The 18690-nt window shown below is 40.4% G+C and carries 17 protein-coding genes and 2 pseudogenes; 5 read left to right on the top strand and 14 right to left on the bottom strand.

Features of this window, described 5'->3' with window-relative positions; translation table 11 throughout:
* Nucleotides 1-353: 353 nt before the first annotated feature.
* The 8 genes and pseudogenes from ACTNEW_RS11375 to ACTNEW_RS11340 all read right to left on the bottom strand — a co-directional run bounded on the left by ACTNEW_RS11375 (nt 354) and on the right by ACTNEW_RS11340 (nt 10007).
* A complete protein-coding gene (locus ACTNEW_RS11375) occupies nt 354-2687 on the bottom strand; it encodes an ABC transporter permease (protein ID WP_441060956.1) in 2334 nt (777 codons plus the stop codon).
* A gap of 2 nt (nt 2688-2689) precedes the next feature.
* Nucleotides 2690-3367 (bottom strand): ABC transporter ATP-binding protein, encoded by a 678-nt coding sequence (locus tag ACTNEW_RS11370; RefSeq protein ID WP_427820706.1) that lies wholly within the window; start codon nt 3365-3367, stop codon nt 2690-2692.
* A gap of 75 nt (nt 3368-3442) precedes the next feature.
* Nucleotides 3443-4486: a sensor histidine kinase gene (locus ACTNEW_RS11365; protein ID WP_441025069.1), complete on the bottom strand. Its 1044-nt coding sequence runs from the start codon at nt 4484-4486 to the stop codon at nt 3443-3445.
* Between the two features lie 8 nt (nt 4487-4494).
* On the bottom strand, nt 4495-5181 hold the full coding sequence (locus tag ACTNEW_RS11360; RefSeq protein WP_427820707.1) for a response regulator transcription factor: 687 nt from the start codon (nt 5179-5181) through the stop codon (nt 4495-4497).
* A 796-nt stretch (nt 5182-5977) separates the two neighbouring features.
* Nucleotides 5978-6832 (bottom strand): hypothetical protein, encoded by an 855-nt coding sequence (locus ACTNEW_RS11355; protein WP_441060954.1) that lies wholly within the window; start codon nt 6830-6832, stop codon nt 5978-5980.
* 17 nt (nt 6833-6849) lie between these two features.
* Nucleotides 6850-8574 (bottom strand): hypothetical protein, encoded by a 1725-nt coding sequence (locus ACTNEW_RS11350; protein ID WP_441060951.1) that lies wholly within the window; start codon nt 8572-8574, stop codon nt 6850-6852.
* 282 nt (nt 8575-8856) lie between these two features.
* Nucleotides 8857-8970, bottom strand: a pseudogene (locus ACTNEW_RS11345) (sporulation transcriptional regulator SpoIIID); the annotation flags it as partial.
* 107 nt (nt 8971-9077) lie between these two features.
* Nucleotides 9078-10007 carry an alpha/beta fold hydrolase gene (locus ACTNEW_RS11340; RefSeq protein WP_441060948.1) on the bottom strand — a complete coding sequence of 310 codons (930 nt, stop codon included), beginning with the start codon at nt 10005-10007 and terminating at the stop codon, nt 9078-9080.
* Between the two features lie 292 nt (nt 10008-10299).
* Here ACTNEW_RS11340 and carB point away from each other — a divergent pair, with 292 nt between their 5' ends.
* Both carB and ACTNEW_RS11330 read left to right on the top strand, forming a co-directional pair.
* Nucleotides 10300-13524 carry a carbamoyl-phosphate synthase large subunit gene (gene carB / locus ACTNEW_RS11335; RefSeq protein ID WP_441060945.1) on the top strand — a complete coding sequence of 1075 codons (3225 nt, stop codon included), beginning with the start codon at nt 10300-10302 and terminating at the stop codon, nt 13522-13524.
* Nucleotides 13525-13689: 165 nt separating this feature from the next.
* On the top strand, nt 13690-14067 hold the full coding sequence (locus ACTNEW_RS11330) for an FCD domain-containing protein (protein ID WP_441060941.1): 378 nt from the start codon (nt 13690-13692) through the stop codon (nt 14065-14067).
* Between the two features lie 37 nt (nt 14068-14104).
* Here ACTNEW_RS11330 and ACTNEW_RS11325 read toward each other — a convergent pair whose 3' ends face one another.
* From ACTNEW_RS11325 to ACTNEW_RS11310, 4 genes are all read right to left on the bottom strand, one after another.
* Nucleotides 14105-14617 carry an N-acetyltransferase family protein gene (locus tag ACTNEW_RS11325; RefSeq protein WP_441060938.1) on the bottom strand — a complete coding sequence of 171 codons (513 nt, stop codon included), beginning with the start codon at nt 14615-14617 and terminating at the stop codon, nt 14105-14107.
* A gap of 12 nt (nt 14618-14629) precedes the next feature.
* Nucleotides 14630-15991 carry an MATE family efflux transporter gene (locus ACTNEW_RS11320; RefSeq protein ID WP_441060935.1) on the bottom strand — a complete coding sequence of 454 codons (1362 nt, stop codon included), beginning with the start codon at nt 15989-15991 and terminating at the stop codon, nt 14630-14632.
* Between the two features lie 273 nt (nt 15992-16264).
* The gene (locus ACTNEW_RS11315) at nt 16265-16579 is read right to left on the bottom strand and encodes a type II toxin-antitoxin system RelE/ParE family toxin (RefSeq protein ID WP_441060932.1); all 315 of its coding nucleotides are present in this window, start codon (nt 16577-16579) and stop codon (nt 16265-16267) included.
* The gene (locus ACTNEW_RS11310) at nt 16569-16862 is read right to left on the bottom strand and encodes a type II toxin-antitoxin system RelB/DinJ family antitoxin (RefSeq protein WP_441060929.1); all 294 of its coding nucleotides are present in this window, start codon (nt 16860-16862) and stop codon (nt 16569-16571) included. The genes ACTNEW_RS11315 and ACTNEW_RS11310 overlap by 11 nt, the downstream gene beginning before the upstream one ends.
* 213 nt (nt 16863-17075) lie before the next feature.
* Between ACTNEW_RS11310 and ACTNEW_RS11305 the strand changes: the two genes are divergently transcribed.
* Both ACTNEW_RS11305 and ACTNEW_RS11300 read left to right on the top strand, forming a co-directional pair.
* Nucleotides 17076-17588 carry a ferritin gene (locus ACTNEW_RS11305; RefSeq protein ID WP_441060926.1) on the top strand — a complete coding sequence of 171 codons (513 nt, stop codon included), beginning with the start codon at nt 17076-17078 and terminating at the stop codon, nt 17586-17588.
* A gap of 1 nt (nt 17589) precedes the next feature.
* Nucleotides 17590-17769, top strand: a complete 180-nt coding sequence (locus ACTNEW_RS11300) for a (2Fe-2S)-binding protein (RefSeq protein WP_441060923.1) — start codon at nt 17590-17592, stop codon at nt 17767-17769.
* Between the two features lie 94 nt (nt 17770-17863).
* Here ACTNEW_RS11300 and ACTNEW_RS11295 read toward each other — a convergent pair whose 3' ends face one another.
* The gene (locus tag ACTNEW_RS11295) at nt 17864-18202 is read right to left on the bottom strand and encodes a cupin domain-containing protein (RefSeq protein ID WP_441060920.1); all 339 of its coding nucleotides are present in this window, start codon (nt 18200-18202) and stop codon (nt 17864-17866) included.
* A gap of 157 nt (nt 18203-18359) precedes the next feature.
* Here ACTNEW_RS11295 and ACTNEW_RS11290 point away from each other — a divergent pair.
* A pseudogene (locus ACTNEW_RS11290) lies at nt 18360-18404 on the top strand (DUF6783 domain-containing protein); the annotation flags it as partial.
* A 2-nt stretch (nt 18405-18406) separates the two neighbouring features.
* On the opposite strand, the gene ACTNEW_RS11285 reads toward ACTNEW_RS11290, so the two are convergent.
* The gene (locus ACTNEW_RS11285) at nt 18407-18688 is read right to left on the bottom strand and encodes a hypothetical protein (protein WP_441060918.1); all 282 of its coding nucleotides are present in this window, start codon (nt 18686-18688) and stop codon (nt 18407-18409) included.
* Nucleotides 18689-18690: the final 2 nt, after the last annotated feature.

Below are 18690 nucleotides of genomic sequence, written 5' to 3'. Positions count from 1 at the left end.
TTTTTTCAAATTTTTTTCAAAAAATATAATCTCTACCTTTATCACCACAGGAAATACATACGGTCTTAAAATTTCCCTGCGAAGCTAAAATACCATTTCTATTTTTTTAAAAAATGGCAGGAAACCGAGGGTATGGGGAAGCGGAATCCCCATCAAGATTGCTACTCGCCAATATTACTAAAATCATAAAATGATGATATTGTAATACGCGGGTGGATCTTGCTCTTAAAAATGTGCAAAATAAAAACCTCTGTATCCATTAGTTTCTAACAGACACAAAGGTTTCAAGATTCATCGATATTAAATTTTTCTTATCCGGCAAGAGCAAGTTCCATCCGGTAATACATAATCTATCATAATTCATTAATTGTCTCTGTAATTGCCATATTCCGTATATTTTTTGTAGGAGCATAAACGGCAATAAAAGCTGAAGCAATAACAAACAATATAATAACAACAATAAGTGTCCCCGGAATATGCCATGCAATTCCAAAATGTCGGGTAATCAAGACATCATACATAAGTCTGCTTAACGGAAGCCCTGCAGCACATCCAACAATAAGACCTGAAATTGCATAAGTAAATGCTTCTGCAGAGATCATTTTCGTAAGCTGATGATCATCCATTCCGACAGCCCGCATGACCCCATATTGCCGGATTCGTGCAGATACGCTCATAGAAATACTGTTGATAATATAAAACACCGTAATCATTGCAATAATTGTCATGAAACCATATCCAATAATCCTCGTTGCCCAATAAGTGGCGGTGGTTTCCTGATTGGACTTTCGATTATCTGTAAATATCTCTTCGTTGTCTGCAAAAGTACTGATCTGCTTAATGGTTTCTTCTGTTGCGCCATTTGTCAACTTCACATTGAGCATAGTATACTTCTGTTCCCCCAGTAAATGTTCAAATGTTTCCTCAGAACATATCAGTATCATATCATCTGAAAACAATCCATCAGAGATTTCGCATGCAACTTCAACTTCTGTTCCAGCAATTTGAATTGTATCTCCAACATGTAATGGATTATTTTTATTGCAAATCGTCATAACCTTTCCATTATCACCATAAATTTCAGAGATATTTCCTTGTACCACATCCTCGGCAGCACAATCAAGCATATAGCTATCATAAGATACCATATTCACACGATCCAGAGGTACTTGTGAAGAGGATGCTGGGATATCACCCAAATATGTATTTCCATAAACTTTAGAGACTCCCGGTATTTTTCCAATCTCGTTCACCAGTGATTTTTCGATCGTACAGGCATTTGCATATCCGTTGATGGTACAATCTGGCTGCCAGGATCGCAGCGATGGAAGAAGCGCACGGGCAAAGTCCATTCCCACTGAAAAACACAAAAACATAATAATACTGAGTGCAAAAGAACCTGTCATAAGTAACCAGTTTTTTCTGGACGACATTGCATGGTGAACTCCCAATGATGATTCTATTTTCAAAAGTGATTTTTTTGCCGCATGATGCACGCTTATCTGTTTTTGTGTTCCACCCAAGACTGCCGCTGCCGGTGATACTTTGGCGGCTCCCCTTGCAGGAGACTGGGCAGCCAGAAGAACTGTCACCAGTCCTACAAGTATCCCGCTTGTAATTCCGGCTATGCTTACTGCAAATACCGGCATAGTGGAAAACTCACCACCAATCCCATATCGCAAAATTGCGCACAAACCACTGCTGGTGACAATTCCAAGAAGCACTCCTGCCGGAATTCCAAGTTTACACCAATTCAATGCCTCCAGACGAACAAACCGCATGATTTGCTGACGACTAGCACCAATACAGCGCATCATTCCAAAAAACTTTATTCTCTGGCTGATATTGCTATTCATGCTTCCCGAAATCATCAGTACACCAGCCAAAAGTACAAGAACAAATAAAACAGCCGCTATACTATACATATTTTTCATAGATTCATTTCTGCTGGCACCTGACATTCCCATCAAACCAGTATTTTCAGAAATCGTATCATCCGACAGATGATACTGTTGCTCTATTTCCGTTCTTGCTTTCGCTGCTTCCTTCGCACTTTGAAACTGTACATAAAAATTTGATGGAATACTGTCTATTCCGTTTTGCTCCACAATATGATGAAATGCCTCTCTCGTCATATACACACCGACCAGATACGACTGACCCTGATAATATTCTGGATCATCCTCACCAAAACCAGAGATTGTATACTCTGAATCTCCGGCAGGAGTACGAAGCATAACAGAATCACCAATTTTCAGATTCAAATAATCTCTCGCATTTGTCCCAAGCATGACTTCATACTCATTTTCAGGAAATTTCCCCTCTTTTAATCCATTCGAAATCTGTTCGATGTAAGAATCATCCGTGCCACACAGGACAGCCCTTTTTTCCCCGATAAAATAAGGTTGCTCTGCATTTATATTAAATACAGACGACCATCCTGTTGCTGTAACATCCGATCTTTGTCCTATCTCTGAAGCAATCTCATCCGATATATTTTCCAGCTGTATATGCCAGTTTCCATGTTTATTCAACATACGTGATGTTTCTGTCCGCACCATCATGTCTGCCATACTGAAAACTACTGTTACCAGAAATACAGAAATAATAATACAAAGCAAAGTCATACGATTTTGTTTTCTCCGCACTTTTGCAGAAATAGAAATCAGACTTAAATAGCTTTTCATGATTAGCACCTCCCAAGATCCGTCAAAACGCCATCTGACACCTGAAGTACCCGGTCTGCAATCTGTGCAATACTCCGATTATGCGTAATCATAATAATTGTCTGTGCATATTTTTTGGATGCTTCTTTCAATAGAGCAATCACTTCACTGCTGTTTTGTGAATCCAGATTTCCGGTCGGCTCATCCGCAAGAATCAGAGACGGTCTCGTTAAAAGAGCCCTCCCGATTGCTACTCTTTGCTGCTGTCCACCAGACAACTGATTTGGCAGATGATTCCGTCGTTCTTTTAAATTCAATACAGTAAGTAATTCTTCCAGATACTTTTTATTTGGTTTCTGATAATCCAGAAGCACAGGGAATATCATATTCTGTTCTACAGTTAATTCTGGAATCAGATTAAATGCCTGAAAAATGAAACCAATATTCCGGCGGCGAAAAACTGTCAGTTTCCTTTCTCTCATGGAAAAGATATCCTTTCCATCAATATACACTTTCCCGGAAGTAGGTGTATCTAATGCCCCCAAGGTGTTGAGCAGCGTACTCTTTCCAGAACCAGATTCACCAACGACCGCCACAAATTCACCCTTAGGAACAGAAAAACTCACATTTTTCAAAGCCTGTACAGCAGTCTCTCCACTGCCATACGTTTTACAAACAGATTTTACTTCTAATAAATCCATTAGATCAACACCTCTTTCTTTTTTTGATTTATTGGAAGAATATCATTGCCACCTTACTGTAGCATTACTGTAAAACTACAATTTTGTAGGAATCAAAAAATTTATGATAAATATTGTTCCTTCCCCCAATGCACTATCCACCTCAATCGTGCCATTATGTTCTTCAATAATCGCCTTTGCCAGTGGCAATCCAAGTCCCAGTCCCTGAATATCTTTTGAAAAACGACTACGATAAAACCGTTTAAAAATATGATGCAGATCTTCCGGATGAATCCCGCACCCGTTATCTTTTATCTGAATCTGAATCAAAGACGAAAACTGTCTCCATTCTATATGAACAAAATCACCCTCTTTTATATGATCCAGTGCATTTTTTACAATATTATCAATTGCTTCCATCATCCAGTCCCGATCACAATAAAGCATAAGAGAATCATCACCAGTAAAAGTAAGTGTTTTTCGATCCTGTTTGGCTCTATATGCAAAATGAAGTTCTACATCTTTCATTAGATCCTCCACATTTTCCATACGTTTTTCAAAGACAATGGAACCGGCATCCAGCTTTGTTATTTTCAAAAGGTTCTGCACCAGAGTCTCCATCCGGTCAAGCTCTTTCTCTGACAATGAAGCAAACTCCTGAATGTCAGATATACATTTTACTTCCTCTTGCATTAACCCATTATAAATATTCAATGCTGCCAACGGTGTTTTCAACTGGTGAGAAATATTCGATATGGTATTTTTCAAAAATTCTTTTTCTCTGTTTTCGTTTGACGCCTGGGCACTTAACACGGCTGCCAGAGTATTTACAGAATGAAAAAGTCTGTATATTTCCCCTTCCTCGTCACATGCAATTCTAGCATCTATATCTCCATCCAGAAATGCATTAATCTGATCCACTGCATTTTCCAACATCCGGTTTTGTCTGCTAAAGTACCGGTAACATAAACCCAATACCATCAAAAGCAACAAAAGAAAAAGGATAAAAATCAATATTAAAGCACGAAGATTTCTAGAAAGAAACCAGACTCCTATCTCCGTTAACAGGCAAAAGCTTCCCACAACGCCTACTATCGCATAAAACAAATACTTAATTTCTCGATTTGCTATTATTTTCATCATAATCCTCAGGAATTCACATTCCATTTATATCCCATCCCGCGAACCGTCACAATCATTTCCGGTTTTCCAGGATCATTTTCCACTTTCATACGAAGCCTACGAATATATACAGTCAGAGTATTATTATCGACATAGTTACCATCGCAATCCCACAACTGATCAAGGATCTGATCTTTAGAAAGCACTATATTCGCATTCTTCATAAAATAGCAGAGCATCTTATATTCAACCGCAGTCAGTTCTAATAATTCTCCATTTTTATAAGCCAGACCCTTCAATAAAAGCACTTTTATCCCATTTGACTGAAGTTCTGTATCTGCCTGTCCAAAATTTTTTGTCCGCCTGAGCAGAGCATTTACTCTGGAAATTAAGACACCCAATTTAAATGGTTTTGTAATATAATCGTCACCGCCTATATCAAGCCCCATCATAATATTGGTTTCCTCATCAGAAGCAGTCAGAAATATAATCGGCACTTTGGAACACTGCCGAACTTTCCTACAGAAATCGAAACCAGAACCATCCGGAAGTGAAACGTCTAAGATTAGCAAATCATATTTACCATCATCCCAGATCACATCCGCCTCTTTCAAAGTCCTTGCGACATCTACAGAAAAATCCTGCTTTTTCAAAGCATATGTAAGCCCGGTTATGAGACTTAAGTCGTCTTCAAGAAGTAATATTCTATTCATCGTTCTTCTCATCTCCCAGTAATAAAAAATGAATGTTAAGCGTATATACCCACTTCTATTATACTTCTCAATTATTGAAAGGCAACTTACAGAAATGTAGGAATCCCATTTCCTGTTATTCATAAAACCTGATAAAAGTTATAGTTCAAAGTAAAAGCATTTACATATGAGGAAATCTACTTTCCTAAATATACACTTTATCAAAAATCTATTCTTGATAAACAGGTAGAACACACATAATAAATGCCAGATTTCAGAAACGCAAAAGAGCACTCCCGAACAATCAACTCCATTTTATTGAAGCCACACATGCTACAAACACTACAAACAAAATGAAAGCTACTGATATCCACCATTATCTACATGAAAGTAAAACTGTAAGAGGTGTAGATTCCGACAGTAACTAAACGCTTACAATGAATTTTATTGTTGTTCAAAAGCAAGGCTTTATCTCAACACACAACCAAAATCGATTACAGATTCTCTTTATAGTGTTTATAGCTTCCAACCGGATTATCAATCCATAGCTAAAAGCACAATAAAAACTCTCACCCCCCAAAGAAAAGAAAGAAATTTTGCCGTTTCGTTACAATACTCAAAATCGCTGCATCCCATTAAATATAAGGGATACAGCGATTTTATTTTACTAACGGTCAAAGATACAAGTTTTTTTATCACAAATAAGAACATTAAGCAAAATAATTTTTCTCTCCCATTTCTTGCAAACGGTATTTTTAGTGTTCTTACAAATAAGTTTATATAAAATTCTTTGATAATAACACTCTTCACAAATATATTAAAGCATATCAGTCTTTATTTCTGAAGCAAGATTTCCTCCGCCATGTTTACTGTCACTACCAGATGCTGCCATTGTAAATAGATATCTGGGATCTCCATTATATGTAAGTTTATAATGACCACCCTCTTTAGTAATGACAAAACCAAACTCTTTTAAATCCCGTTTTAAACTTTCTCCAACTTTTGTATAGCCTTTTAATATTCGTTTAATGTCTTCTCGTTTTTTATTTAAAGCACCGGTAGGTTCGTTACATTCCAAAATATCTTGTAGTATATGTTCTTTACGAGTTTTCTTTTTTACATGATTAAGTTGGTTATCAAGTATCTCCAATATCTGATCCTTAATTTCTCCTTCATAAAGTTCATCTTCTATGCCGTAATACAACAGAGGTACTTCTGTAACTCGTTCATACTTTCCTCTAAGTCCCTGGTTTTCAGCTTGCAATGCCATTATACGATTATTCAATTCCTCGATTGTATGCTCTTTTTCCTCAAGTTCTTCAGCGAAATTATCGTAAACTTCAAACACTTCATTTTCAGCTTGGGCTTTCTTTTCAGTAGCACTTGCATATCGTAATTTTAATAGTTCATTCTGAACGCCTTCCCAAGTCATCATTCTATCACGGGCCTGCTGATTAACATATCGACAAACAATAGCTACAATTCGGTCTATCAATATTTCTTCTCGCCCTTCGTATTTACCTGTCGAAATTATTTTATGTGATGCAGAACTACTTGGATAATAAATACCAACACTTCCATGATGAGAATTTTTTCCACAGCAAGTTTCTCTAAGAATTTTTGATACATCTGCATCCTCTTCTATAAGTACATGAGCAACTTTATTATTCATGTAGAATTTCTTATATATTAATTACTTTGCAGAATTGACTGATAAATGCTATTATCAATTTCTAGTCTTTCCATTTCTCCAATGGTCTCTTCTCTATTACTTATACGCAATATTTTATCGTTCCACTCTCTAACAACATCTTGAAATAAAAGATATTGAATTGATTTTATAATTTTCGAAGCACTATATATTTTTTTATCCGTCACTAAAACAGCTAAATCTGTTAATTCTGTGTTTCGAACAACTATTTCATTATTTGAATCGATTTTTTGCCATTCAACATATCCTGAAAGTAAAGAAGGCTTCTTTTCTGCAAGAAGTGTATATAAATCTTTATATACATATTTTTGTTCCATATCATACGCAAAATATGGGGTAATTTTTCCATCCACCGGATTAATATATATATGATTATAATAATCAATATCGACAATGCAGCCATGAATACTACCATCTCCACCAATTGATTTAATTACTTTAGAGATATTCAACAATTTATCCATGTAAGAATTCATTATTGTTTTTATATTAGACACATATTTATCGAGATTTTTGTAATAATAATTCAATTCATGATAAAGCCGTTTTGGACTACCTCCATTTAATAGCATCAGTTTATTACTACGATTATAATATACAAACATATGTGCAAAGCCCTTTTTTAATAATACAATTTGCTTTCCATCATTTTTCTTTTTTAATCTAACATTTTTCCCAATATTAAAATCAATATATTGTTCATATGTAATCTTATAAATACCATCAGAATAATTTATAAAGCTATCATATGTACCGTTAATTAAAAAGTATCTCAAATCGTAATCATCACTAGAATATCCAACCTGATTGTCTGCGAAAACTGTTTTATCTGAGGACATATGAAATATATTATGGTGTGTATGCCCACTAAGATAGATGAAATTAGAATTATAGTCCCTTTCACTCCAATTATCCAGCGGACAATGGGTTGCAATAATAACATTATAATTAGATAATGCTTCTAATACTTTTAAATATGCTTTTTCACTTTTTTCTGCTTGTATAATATCTTCCGCAAGCGTAGGAACAGCATCTCTATATAATCCTATATCAGCATTATATATACTACCTTCTGATGTTAAAGTTTTACACTTTCCGGAAAAACCTAGTCCTCCAAATACAATCATTTTTGCTTTTTCTGCATACACTTGTATTTCATCAATTGCTAACTCTGATAATTCATTTTCCGAAATTACATGATGATGACTGAACGAAAGTAATTCTCCATTTCCTGTTCTATCATCATAAAAGAATGCCAATTCATTTTGTAGCATTATCACATCATGTTTTTTACAAATAACTCGATACCTTTTAATTATTTCATCTAAATCAGAAACCGCCATGTCATAAGCCCATATCTCATGATTTCCCAATACAAAAATTATAATACCATCTCTGCGCATTCTAAGCTGTGAAAAAAAATAATCCACATTTTCTGTACAACAATCAATATCTCCCACTATAATCAATGGATTATCCCCAAATGGATCATCTCCGTTCATCTTTTTAATAACATGATTTATATATTCCTTATCAGAAAAATCCTTAAATCCCTTTTTCATTTTCATATCACAATGAATATCACTTATATAAAAAACTTTTCTTCTTCCCTGCATTGTCATATTATTATGTACACAAGGCAAGGAATCAATAACTGGTTCGAGATCACATATTTCTTCATAAATATTCTCACATTTTCTCAATTAAATGGTCCCCCAATCCTTTCAATATATCTTCCTTTTTATTTTCTTCTGGTATATTTTTAATGTAAATCAATTATCCTAATCAATAATTCCATTTTCATTATCTAAAATATAACACCTATCTATTTCCTTTTCAATCTGCTATCTAACTTCATATAAAAACACTAAAAGCAAGCCCAAACAAATATTTCCACCCAAATATTTCTTCAAACTTGCTTCCTTCTATATCTTATTTAATTGAATATATTATATTTGTATAACGTTCTATTTTATTACTACTATATGTACTGTAGACTTACTGATTCCATATTTTTTTGCCGCCTGGCGTACTGTCGCCTTAGTTTCAATGATATAATTCGCAAGCTCCACTGCACGTTCTTCGATATAATCTTTCAAGGATAAGCCTCCGAAGACGCTGTTTTTACAGTGTATGCGGAAAAATCGAAAAGTATGAGCGGCAACTTTTTTATCACTTCTATACATTTTCTTCTCAAATTCCCGGCTTATGAAGCGGTTTTTCCCGAAATCCACTTCAGCATAACATCAACTGCTGCCTTTGCAGCTCCGCTTTTTTCTTCATGAAGCAGGTCGTGACGCGCATCGGGGAAAAAATAAACCTCTGTTTCTCTTAAGCCCGCTTTATCCATGCTTTTTTTTACCTGCTGTACTCCTTTTCCGAAATCTCCTACCGGATCCTGCTGACCGGATAACAACAAAACCTGAACTGTCTTATTCCAGTTTTTGTATGTACTCTTCTTTCCGGTCCGTCTCATGGCATCCATCAGCTGATAGAACAAGCCTGCGGAAATATGCTTCCGGCATAAAGGATCTTCCCCGTATGCACTGCGCTGCTCCTCATCTGCGCACAGCCAGTCAAACGACGTCGTATTTGGAGCAAATTTCTGATTATAATTTTCAAAAGACATTTTATCTACCAAAGGCGTGGAACAGTCGAAACCATGTGCCTTTATTTCCCTTTTTACGATCTGCATCAGTACAGAAAGTACGATACCGGGCTGCTGGCCGGTTCCCATAATCACCGCACCCGTTATCTCATCATTACAGCAGCTCAGATAATCTCGCAGCAAAAATGATCCCAGAGAAAATCCCAGCATAAAATGAGGGATATCCGGAAATCGATTCCTCAGTTCCTGATAAAAAAGATGCATATCCCGAACGCTGGCCTCCCATCCGCCTTCTCCAAAAGATGCACATTCCGGATCACTGCCGCTGTGTCCATGCCCCCGCAGATCATATCCGGCAACCACAATGCCGCGATTTGCCAGTGTCTCTGCCATTTTTTCATATCGTCCGATATGTTCTGTCATACCATGGGAAATCTGCAGTACCGCACAGGGATTTCCTTCAGGCATCCATATTTTCCCATACAGATGTACATTGCTTTCTCCAAATACTATATCTTCCGTTTTCATATCATTCTCCAATCTTCAAAGATCACATCAAACCACCGGAATCCCCCATGACTTTTGTCATAGAGCAAAGTTTCATCCAGAACTTTTTACTATACCTATAATAGTGATTATAATCCATCTCCACAGAATATACCAGCTTAAATCCTGATACACGGATTTCTCCGCACTTTGTCTGTTGCTGAGAACGGAGTAAACAGTAACAATAAAAAATTTATATTCCTCATTCTGTACAGATTTTTCTTGCCCTTCCCCCTATGCTCCATATATAATAAGCCAAGAGGAGGAAATCGACATGCCACAAAGAACAGATATTCATAAAGTACTTATTATCGGCTCCGGTCCGATTGTCATCGGACAGGCCTGCGAATTTGACTATTCCGGTACCCAGGCCTGCAAAGCACTTCGCAAACTCGGATACGAGATCGTCCTGGTTAATTCCAACCCGGCTACCATCATGACCGACCCGGAGACAGCAGACGTCACCTACATCGAACCACTGAACGTAGAACGTCTCGAAGAAATCATTAAGAAAGAACGCCCGGATGCGCTTCTTCCCAACCTGGGAGGCCAGTCCGGCCTGAACCTGTGCGCAGAATTAAATAAAGCCGGAATTCTTGACAAATACAACGTCAAAATCATCGGCGTACAGGCAGATGCCATTGAACGCGGCGAAGACCGCATCGAATTCAAAAAGGCAATGAACAAACTCGGCATCGAAATGGCAAGAAGTGAAGTTGCCTACAGCGTTGACGAAGCCCTTGCCATCGCGGACGAACTGGGCTACCCGGTAGTTCTCCGTCCTGCCTACACCATGGGAGGCGCAGGCGGCGGTCTCGTCTACAACAAAGAAGAACTGAAAACCGTATGTGCCAGAGGACTTCAGGCCAGTCTTGTGGGCCAGGTTCTGGTGGAAGAATCCATTCTCGGCTGGGAAGAGCTGGAGCTGGAAGTTGTCCGTGATAAAGACAACAACATGATCACCGTCTGCTTCATCGAAAACATTGATCCTTTAGGCATTCACACAGGTGACTCTTTCTGTTCCGCACCAATGCTGACCATCTCAGAAGAATGCCAGAAACGCCTTCAGGAACAGGCATACAAAATCGTAGAATCCGTAGAAGTCATCGGCGGTACCAATGTACAGTTTGCCCACGATCCGGTTTCTGACCGTATCATCGTCATTGAGATTAACCCGAGAACATCCCGTTCTTCAGCACTTGCATCCAAGGCGACAGGCTTCCCCATCGCTCTTGTATCCGCAATGCTCGCCACAGGACTTACCCTGAAAGATATCCCCTGCGGCAAGTACGGTACACTGGATAAATATGTGCCGGACGGGGATTATGTAGTAATTAAATTTGCACGCTGGGCTTTTGAAAAATTCAAAGGTGTAGAAGACAAACTCGGCACTCAGATGCGTGCAGTAGGCGAAGTCATGAGCATCGGCAAGACCTACAAGGAAGCCTTCCAGAAAGCCATCCGCAGTCTGGAGACAGGCCGCTACGGTCTCGGACACGCCCGGAGTTACGACTCCATGTCCAAAGATGAACTTTTAAGACTTCTGGGAACTCCGTCCAGCGACCGTCATTTCATCATGTATGAGGCACTCCGCAAAGGTGCTTCCACAGAAGAGATTTTTGAACTTACCAAAATCAAGACCTATTTTATCGAACAGATGAGAGAACTGGTGGAAGAGGAAGAAACCCTTCTGAAATCCAAAGGTTCCCTGCCGTCTGATGACCTTCTGATCCAGGCCAAAAAAGACGGTTTCTCTGACAAATATTTAAGCCAGATTCTTGAAATTCCTGAAGAAACTGTCCGTGACCGCAGACTTTCCCTTGGTGTGGAAGAAGCGTGGGAAGGTGTTCATGTAAGCGGCACCGAAAACAGTGCCTACTACTATTCCACCTACAATGCACCGGACAAAAATCCGGTTTCCCAGGAAAAACCGAAGATCATGATTCTCGGCGGCGGCCCGAACCGTATCGGTCAGGGTATCGAGTTTGACTACTGCTGCGTACATGCTTCCCTGGCACTGAAGAAGCTTGGCTTTGAAACAATCATCGTCAACTGTAATCCGGAAACCGTATCCACTGATTACGACACCTCAGACAAACTGTATTTCGAGCCTCTGACTCTGGAAGATGTTCTGAGTATTTACCGCAAAGAAAAACCTCTTGGCGTGATCGCACAGTTCGGCGGACAGACACCTCTGAACCTTGCCGCAGACCTGGAGAAAAACGGTGTCAAAATCCTGGGCACTTCTCCTTCTGTCATTGACCTTGCAGAAGACCGCGATCTTTTCCGTGCAATGATGGACAAACTGGAGATCCCGATGCCGGAATCCGGAATGGCAACCACAGTGGAAGAAGCTCTGAACATTGCCAAAGAAATCGGCTATCCTGTTATGGTACGTCCTTCCTACGTACTTGGCGGACGCGGTATGGAAGTCGTATATGATGACGAGAGCATGGCCGGCTATATGAAAGCCGCTGTAGGCGTTACCCCGGACCGTCCGATTCTGATCGACCGTTTCCTGAATCATGCCATGGAATGCGAAGCAGATGCCATCAGCGACGGCACAGACGCTTTTGTTCCGGCTGTTATGGAGCACATTGAGCTTGCCGGTGTGCATTCCGGTGACTCCGCCTGCATCCTTCCGTCTGTCCATATCTCTCCGGAAAATGTACAGACGATCAAGGAATACACACGCAGAATTGCCGAAGAAATGCATGTCAAAGGCCTGATGAATATGCAGTATGCCATCGAAAACGGCAAGGTTTACGTTCTGGAAGCCAACCCGAGAGCTTCCCGTACGGTACCGCTGGTATCCAAGGTCTGCAACATCCGCATGGTACCAGTTGCCACTGATATCATCACCTCCGAGCTCACCGGACGTCCATCCCCGGTACCCGCTCTGAAAGAACAGAAGATTCCTTACTACGGTGTCAAAGAAGCAGTCTTCCCGTTCAATATGTTCCAGGAAGTAGACCCGATCCTCGGACCGGAAATGCGTTCCACCGGTGAAGTTTTAGGTCTCTCCGCTTCCTACGGCGAAGCATTCTACAAAGCACAGGAAGCAACCCAGCTGAAGCTTCCATTAGAAGGAACGGTACTGATTTCCGTAAACCGCAAAGATAAAGAAGAAGTCGTAGAAGTTGCGCAGAAATTCCATGAAGACGGTTTCCGCATTGCAGCAACCGGAACGACTTATGACCTGATTACTTCCGCTGGAATTCCGGCTGACAAAGTGAAAAAGCTTTACGAAGGCCGCCCGAATATCCTGGACATGATCACCAATGGAGAAATCGACCTGATTGTCAACTCTCCTGTCGGCAAAGACAGTGTCCACGATGACAGCTACCTGCGCAAAGCCGCAATCAAAGCCAAGGTTCCATACATGACCACCATTGCAGCTGCAAAAGCAACCGCAGAAGGCATCGGTTATGTCAAAACACACAAAAGCGGCGAGGTAAAATCACTGCAGCAGCTCCACAGCGAAATTACTGATCTGTAAGATTGGATACAGCAGGAAAAATTCTGCCGAAAATGCATTTTCATATCACAGGAAAATGAAAAACGCTCCTGCGCAATCATATACGTCAAAAAACGGGTGTCCGCACAATACGGACACCCGTTTTTAACGTTTTTATTTTCATTCTCCCGGATACATCACAATCGGATGCTTCCCTTTCTCCCCGGACGGAAGAAGAATATCACACTGGCACAGCGATTGCATCCCTGTTCTACTCCCATCCGTGAAGCAATGACACTCTCTCCCGAGGATGTTCCTCAATGGATCGAGTATTCCGACCGGTTCCACCTGCTGTTTTATGATTACTGCAATAACAGCAGGCTGACTCATGCTGCCGAAAAACTCCGCAGCCAGTTCACTATTTTTTCCAATTTATATGAAACAGAAACGGCTCCTCAGAAAAAAATCAATCAGATGCATACAGAAATTTACCACGCATATCGCAGTGGGGATTATTCCAAAGCCGGTGATCTGATGAAACTGCACCTTCAGGATTCTCTGCAGTATGCACTGGAGCGTATTTAAAAATTGCTTTTCGACAGATGTGCGTCACATACACGCTCTACAGCACACGCTCAAACGCTACTCTCGCATCTCCATCTTCCGAACCGCCTTTCAGATGGATGGTCCCACAGGGTAAAAATCCCGCTTTCCCAAGGGCACGCTGCATAGGCATATTCCCGGGATGCGTATCAATCCGGACGGAACCAAACCCAAGCTTCTCTGCCATGGCAAATCCCTGTGCAAACATCTTTCCCGCAACACCTTTTCCCTTGCTTTCCTCAGACACACAGACCCTGTGCATGGAAGCATATGCACCATCCGTCAACCATTTGCCGTCAATTTCCCCATACGAAACATCCGGTGTGGTCTGGAAAGCAAACACGCCCAGAACCTTTCCCTCTTCCACAGCAAGCCATGCCATCTGATTCCGAATATCTTCCTCCCATATTTCCCTGGAAGGATATCCTTTCTGCCACTGATCCAGTCCAAGTCTCCGCAGCTGTGCCTTCGCCTCAGCGGTAATTCTGCACATCTCCTCCAGATGCTCTTTCTGCGCTAAAATAAATTCCATGCAATATCCCTCTCAATTAATCTCCCGCGTCAGATCCTTTACCCAGATATATTTCTTATAATGAATCATGACCCACGGAATCTTTCCGACCTCATCAAGACAGGTGCAGGCATACACCACAAGTACCGGCCAGTGGAACAGAAAAGTCCCTGCTGCTGCCAGAGGAACCGCCAGGCCCCACATACTCACTGCAAGACTGTACAGATCAAACATCGTATCTCCTCCTGCCGCAAATATTCCATTAATGATGATCGTATTCACCGCTCGCCCGATCATATAAACAGCCATAATAACCATCATACCAACCAGATATTTGCCAGCCTGGTCCGTAAGCTTCACAAAATGCAGCACTGCCGGAGTTGCCAGAAACATAATTCCCGTTGAGAGAATACCGCACAGAAAAGCCAGTTTTACCAGGCGGTCTCCATACAGTTTTCCACGTTTCAAATTACCGGCTCCCAGTTCATTTCCAACCAGAATTCCACCGCCGCTGCTGATTCCGTTACAAAGACAGCAGATCAGATCTCTGACTACGGAAGCTACCGAATTCGCAGCTGCCGCATCTGTCCCCATATGGCCCATAAATGCTGTATAGGAAGTAAATCCAACTCCCCAGAACAGCCCGGCTCCGACAAGAGGAAACGCACATTTCCGGAAATCTGATGACAGCAGCGCATTTCTTTTAAAAAAGCGGCTCCAGTCCGGACGGATATATCCTTCTTTCAGAGAACAGGACACACACCATACCAGTTCCACGATTCTGGCAATCAAGGTCGCCAGTGCCGCTCCCTGCACTTCCATAGCTGGCACTCCGAATAATCCGAAGATAAACACCGCATTCAATACAATATTGAGTATCACTGCACCGGAACTGATCATCGCCGTCTTCGATGCATGCTCACTGACTTTCATAATCGCCAGATAACACTGAGAAATCCCGGTAAGCAGGTAAGACCATCCGGCAACCCTGAGATACCGTACTCCAATCGAGATCAGCACCTCTTCATTCGTAAAAATCATCATCAGATAACGCGGAAAAAAGACACATCCCAAAAAGAACAGAAGGGAAACTCCCCCGCAGTACCTCAGGCTGATGCAAAAAATATCCTGTACTGTCCTTTTGTCGCCTTTGCCCCAGTACTGGGCTCCAAGAATACCTGCTGCCGCGACAATCGAACTCAGTGCCATATTCTGAATAAACTGTATCTGTGTTGCCAGCGATACAGCCGCCATAGAATCCTGTCTGACACTCCCCAGCATAATAGCATCCGCCGCTGCCACCGAAGCCAGCATCAGACTCTGCAGTGCGATCGGCAAAGTAAGCTGGAAAAGCTTCCTGCAAAAAATTTTGTCCGCAAATAAACGATCCCACATTTCCCTTATCTCCCTGGTATTATTTTGATATTTCAGTACACGCAATCCTGTGTGATCCAAACATCCTGAAATGATTCTCCGCTGTATTATACTACGTTTCTTTCTGATTTGATATGTCATTTCTTGTCATCCGGATGTATGATATTGATTTTTCTGTTATTCCTGTAACAAAATGTCAATAGTTTTTTAATCACTTTTTCCAGAAAATGGGCAAAAAATAAGACATAGGAACCTCTTCTCACGGTAACAGATCTTCCTGTATGATTTTACTTTTTACATCATTTTATTTTCATAATCTTGCAATTCATGAAAAATATTATCTACAAACACAATATCATCAACGATTCTGTACATCATAAAATACCTATGTGAAAGAAAATTTATTCTTCGATACCCCAATTTCTTTAATCGAGGATTATCACACGGTTTCAAACTGCCTGCAACATTTTTTAGACTCTGAATAGTAGCCTCAAAATCATCTAAAACATTTTTCGCCGCCTGCTCGCTTTTTTTCACCAGAAGCAAATATCTGATATATTGATTTAAATCTTCTTCTGCATCTGCTGTTACAACTACTTTATAATCCATACTTTTCCCTCATATCGGCAATGACAGAATCCGCAGTTCTATAGTTTCCCTGAGATGCAGATACTCTTGATTTTTCAAGTTTCTCTAACAACATTTCTTCTGTCATAGCAGCATACGGGTTATGCTCTACCCTTTTTATCTCAAAAGGAAAACCGTTATTTGCAACAGCCTGTGTCAAAAACATCCTGATTGCAGAATTTGTATCTGTTCCGAGATCTTTAAACAACTGATCTGCTTTGCTTTTTAACTCATCATCAACACGTATTTGAATTGTACTAGCCATTCATCATTCCTCCATTTCTTTTCTATTATATTACATAATCATTGCTATTTCAATTCATTTGTATTGATTTTGCATCCAACCACTCCGCCTATTTTTATGAGAAAACTCAATTTTTATGAGAATACTCATATTTTCCGGAGAAAATTGTTCCCATATGAAGCAAAATTTGTTATGATAAAGACAAAAATCAATACACTTAAGGGAGGACATATTATGTTAGACAAAAAAGTAGTAGAACTGTTAAATCAGCAGGTAAATAAAGAATTCTATTCCGCATACTTATATCTGGATTTCTCCAACTATTATTATGATCATGGTCTGGATGGATTCGGCAACTGGTATAAGATTCAGGCACAGGAAGAACGCGACCATGCAATGCTCTTTATCCAGTATCTGCAGAACAACGGAGAGAAAATTGTTCTTGAAGCAATCGACAAACCGGCTGTAGAGCTTACAAGTGCCAAAGCGGTACTCGCAGAAGGCTTAAAACATGAACAGTATGTCACAAGCCTGATCCATAACATTTATGATGCAGCATATACTGTAAAGGACTTCCGTACCATGCAGTTCCTTGACTGGTTCGTAAAGGAACAGGGTGAGGAAGAAACCAATGCCGACGGTCTCATCAAGAAATTCGAACTGTTCGGCGATGACCCGAAGAGCCTGTACATGCTGGACAGCGAACTCGGCGCACGTGTATACTCCGCACCATCTCTGGTACTGTAATATGAATCCGGACAAAGTCATCTGCTCCTGCTATAAAGTAACCAAAGGAGATGTCGCCCGTGCCGTGGCAAACGGTGCCACCTCTTTCAAAGAAGTCAAAAAAGCCACCAAGGCAGGAAAAGCCTGCGGGAAATGCAAAAAGAAAGTCAAGAAACTGACAAAGAAATTATTAAAAGATTAAAAGACTGAGGAGCCATCCCGGCTCTCTGTAAATTCAACCAGGCATACAAAATGAAATGAAGTTTCATTCTGTATGCCTGGCTGTCTATTCATGGTTATTTTTTGATAAAATCTTCTCTCATCGGTGTAAAAATATCCAGAACCACAGCATCATCCTCCAGTGCAATCAGTCCATGAGGTACATTTGCCTCCACATAAAAACATTCTCCCGGGCCAAGAATCTTTTTTTCGCCATCCACATTGGCCTCAAAGGTTCCTTTTACCACATAATCACACTGACGGTGTGGATGAGAATGTACTGCACCCTCTTGACCTTTTTTCCATATCAATTCTGCTACCATAAGATCGTCAATATACCCCTTGATTGTTCTTACGACACCATTTTCCAGTACTTCTGTCTGAAAATCATCTCTTGTAATAAACTTGCCATTCACTTTGTCTTCCTCCTTATTATTAATCTAATTTTAATCACAAGATTTAGTACATCGAATAATAAATAACCGGCTATATTACTTGCCTGCGTGATATAAATAGTCATTTATTTTTCCGGGCTATGTTGACCGAATGCGAGATAAATTTCCTGCAAAGTAGGGCGTGCAGATGGCGGAAATGAATTTTCAAACACGCTCTAGCATTTCTTATAATCGAATACCATCCAACATCATCTCTTCCTCAAAAAAAATGTCGGAATCCTCTCCCGGACAGGTGATTTTTATCTCGATATGAGGCCATAATTCTCTGCATTTCTCCTGCAGACTTTCTGCCTTTACACTCCCGTCCACAGCAATTTCCAGAATCATTTCACATGATGAATCCGGGCTATTTCTGGAACTGAGCAGCACAACCTGATCGGCTCCCATGGAGCGAAATGTCTTTCCAATCCGGCGATACAATTCAGTAATTGTACATGCATCTTTCATTT

Source organism: Blautia sp. HCP3S3_G3, from assembly GCF_052063365.1.
Classification (GTDB): domain Bacteria; phylum Bacillota; class Clostridia; order Lachnospirales; family Lachnospiraceae; genus Blautia_A.
Note: the sequence above shows the minus strand (reverse complement) of the source record. Positions and strands in the feature narration are given on the sequence as shown.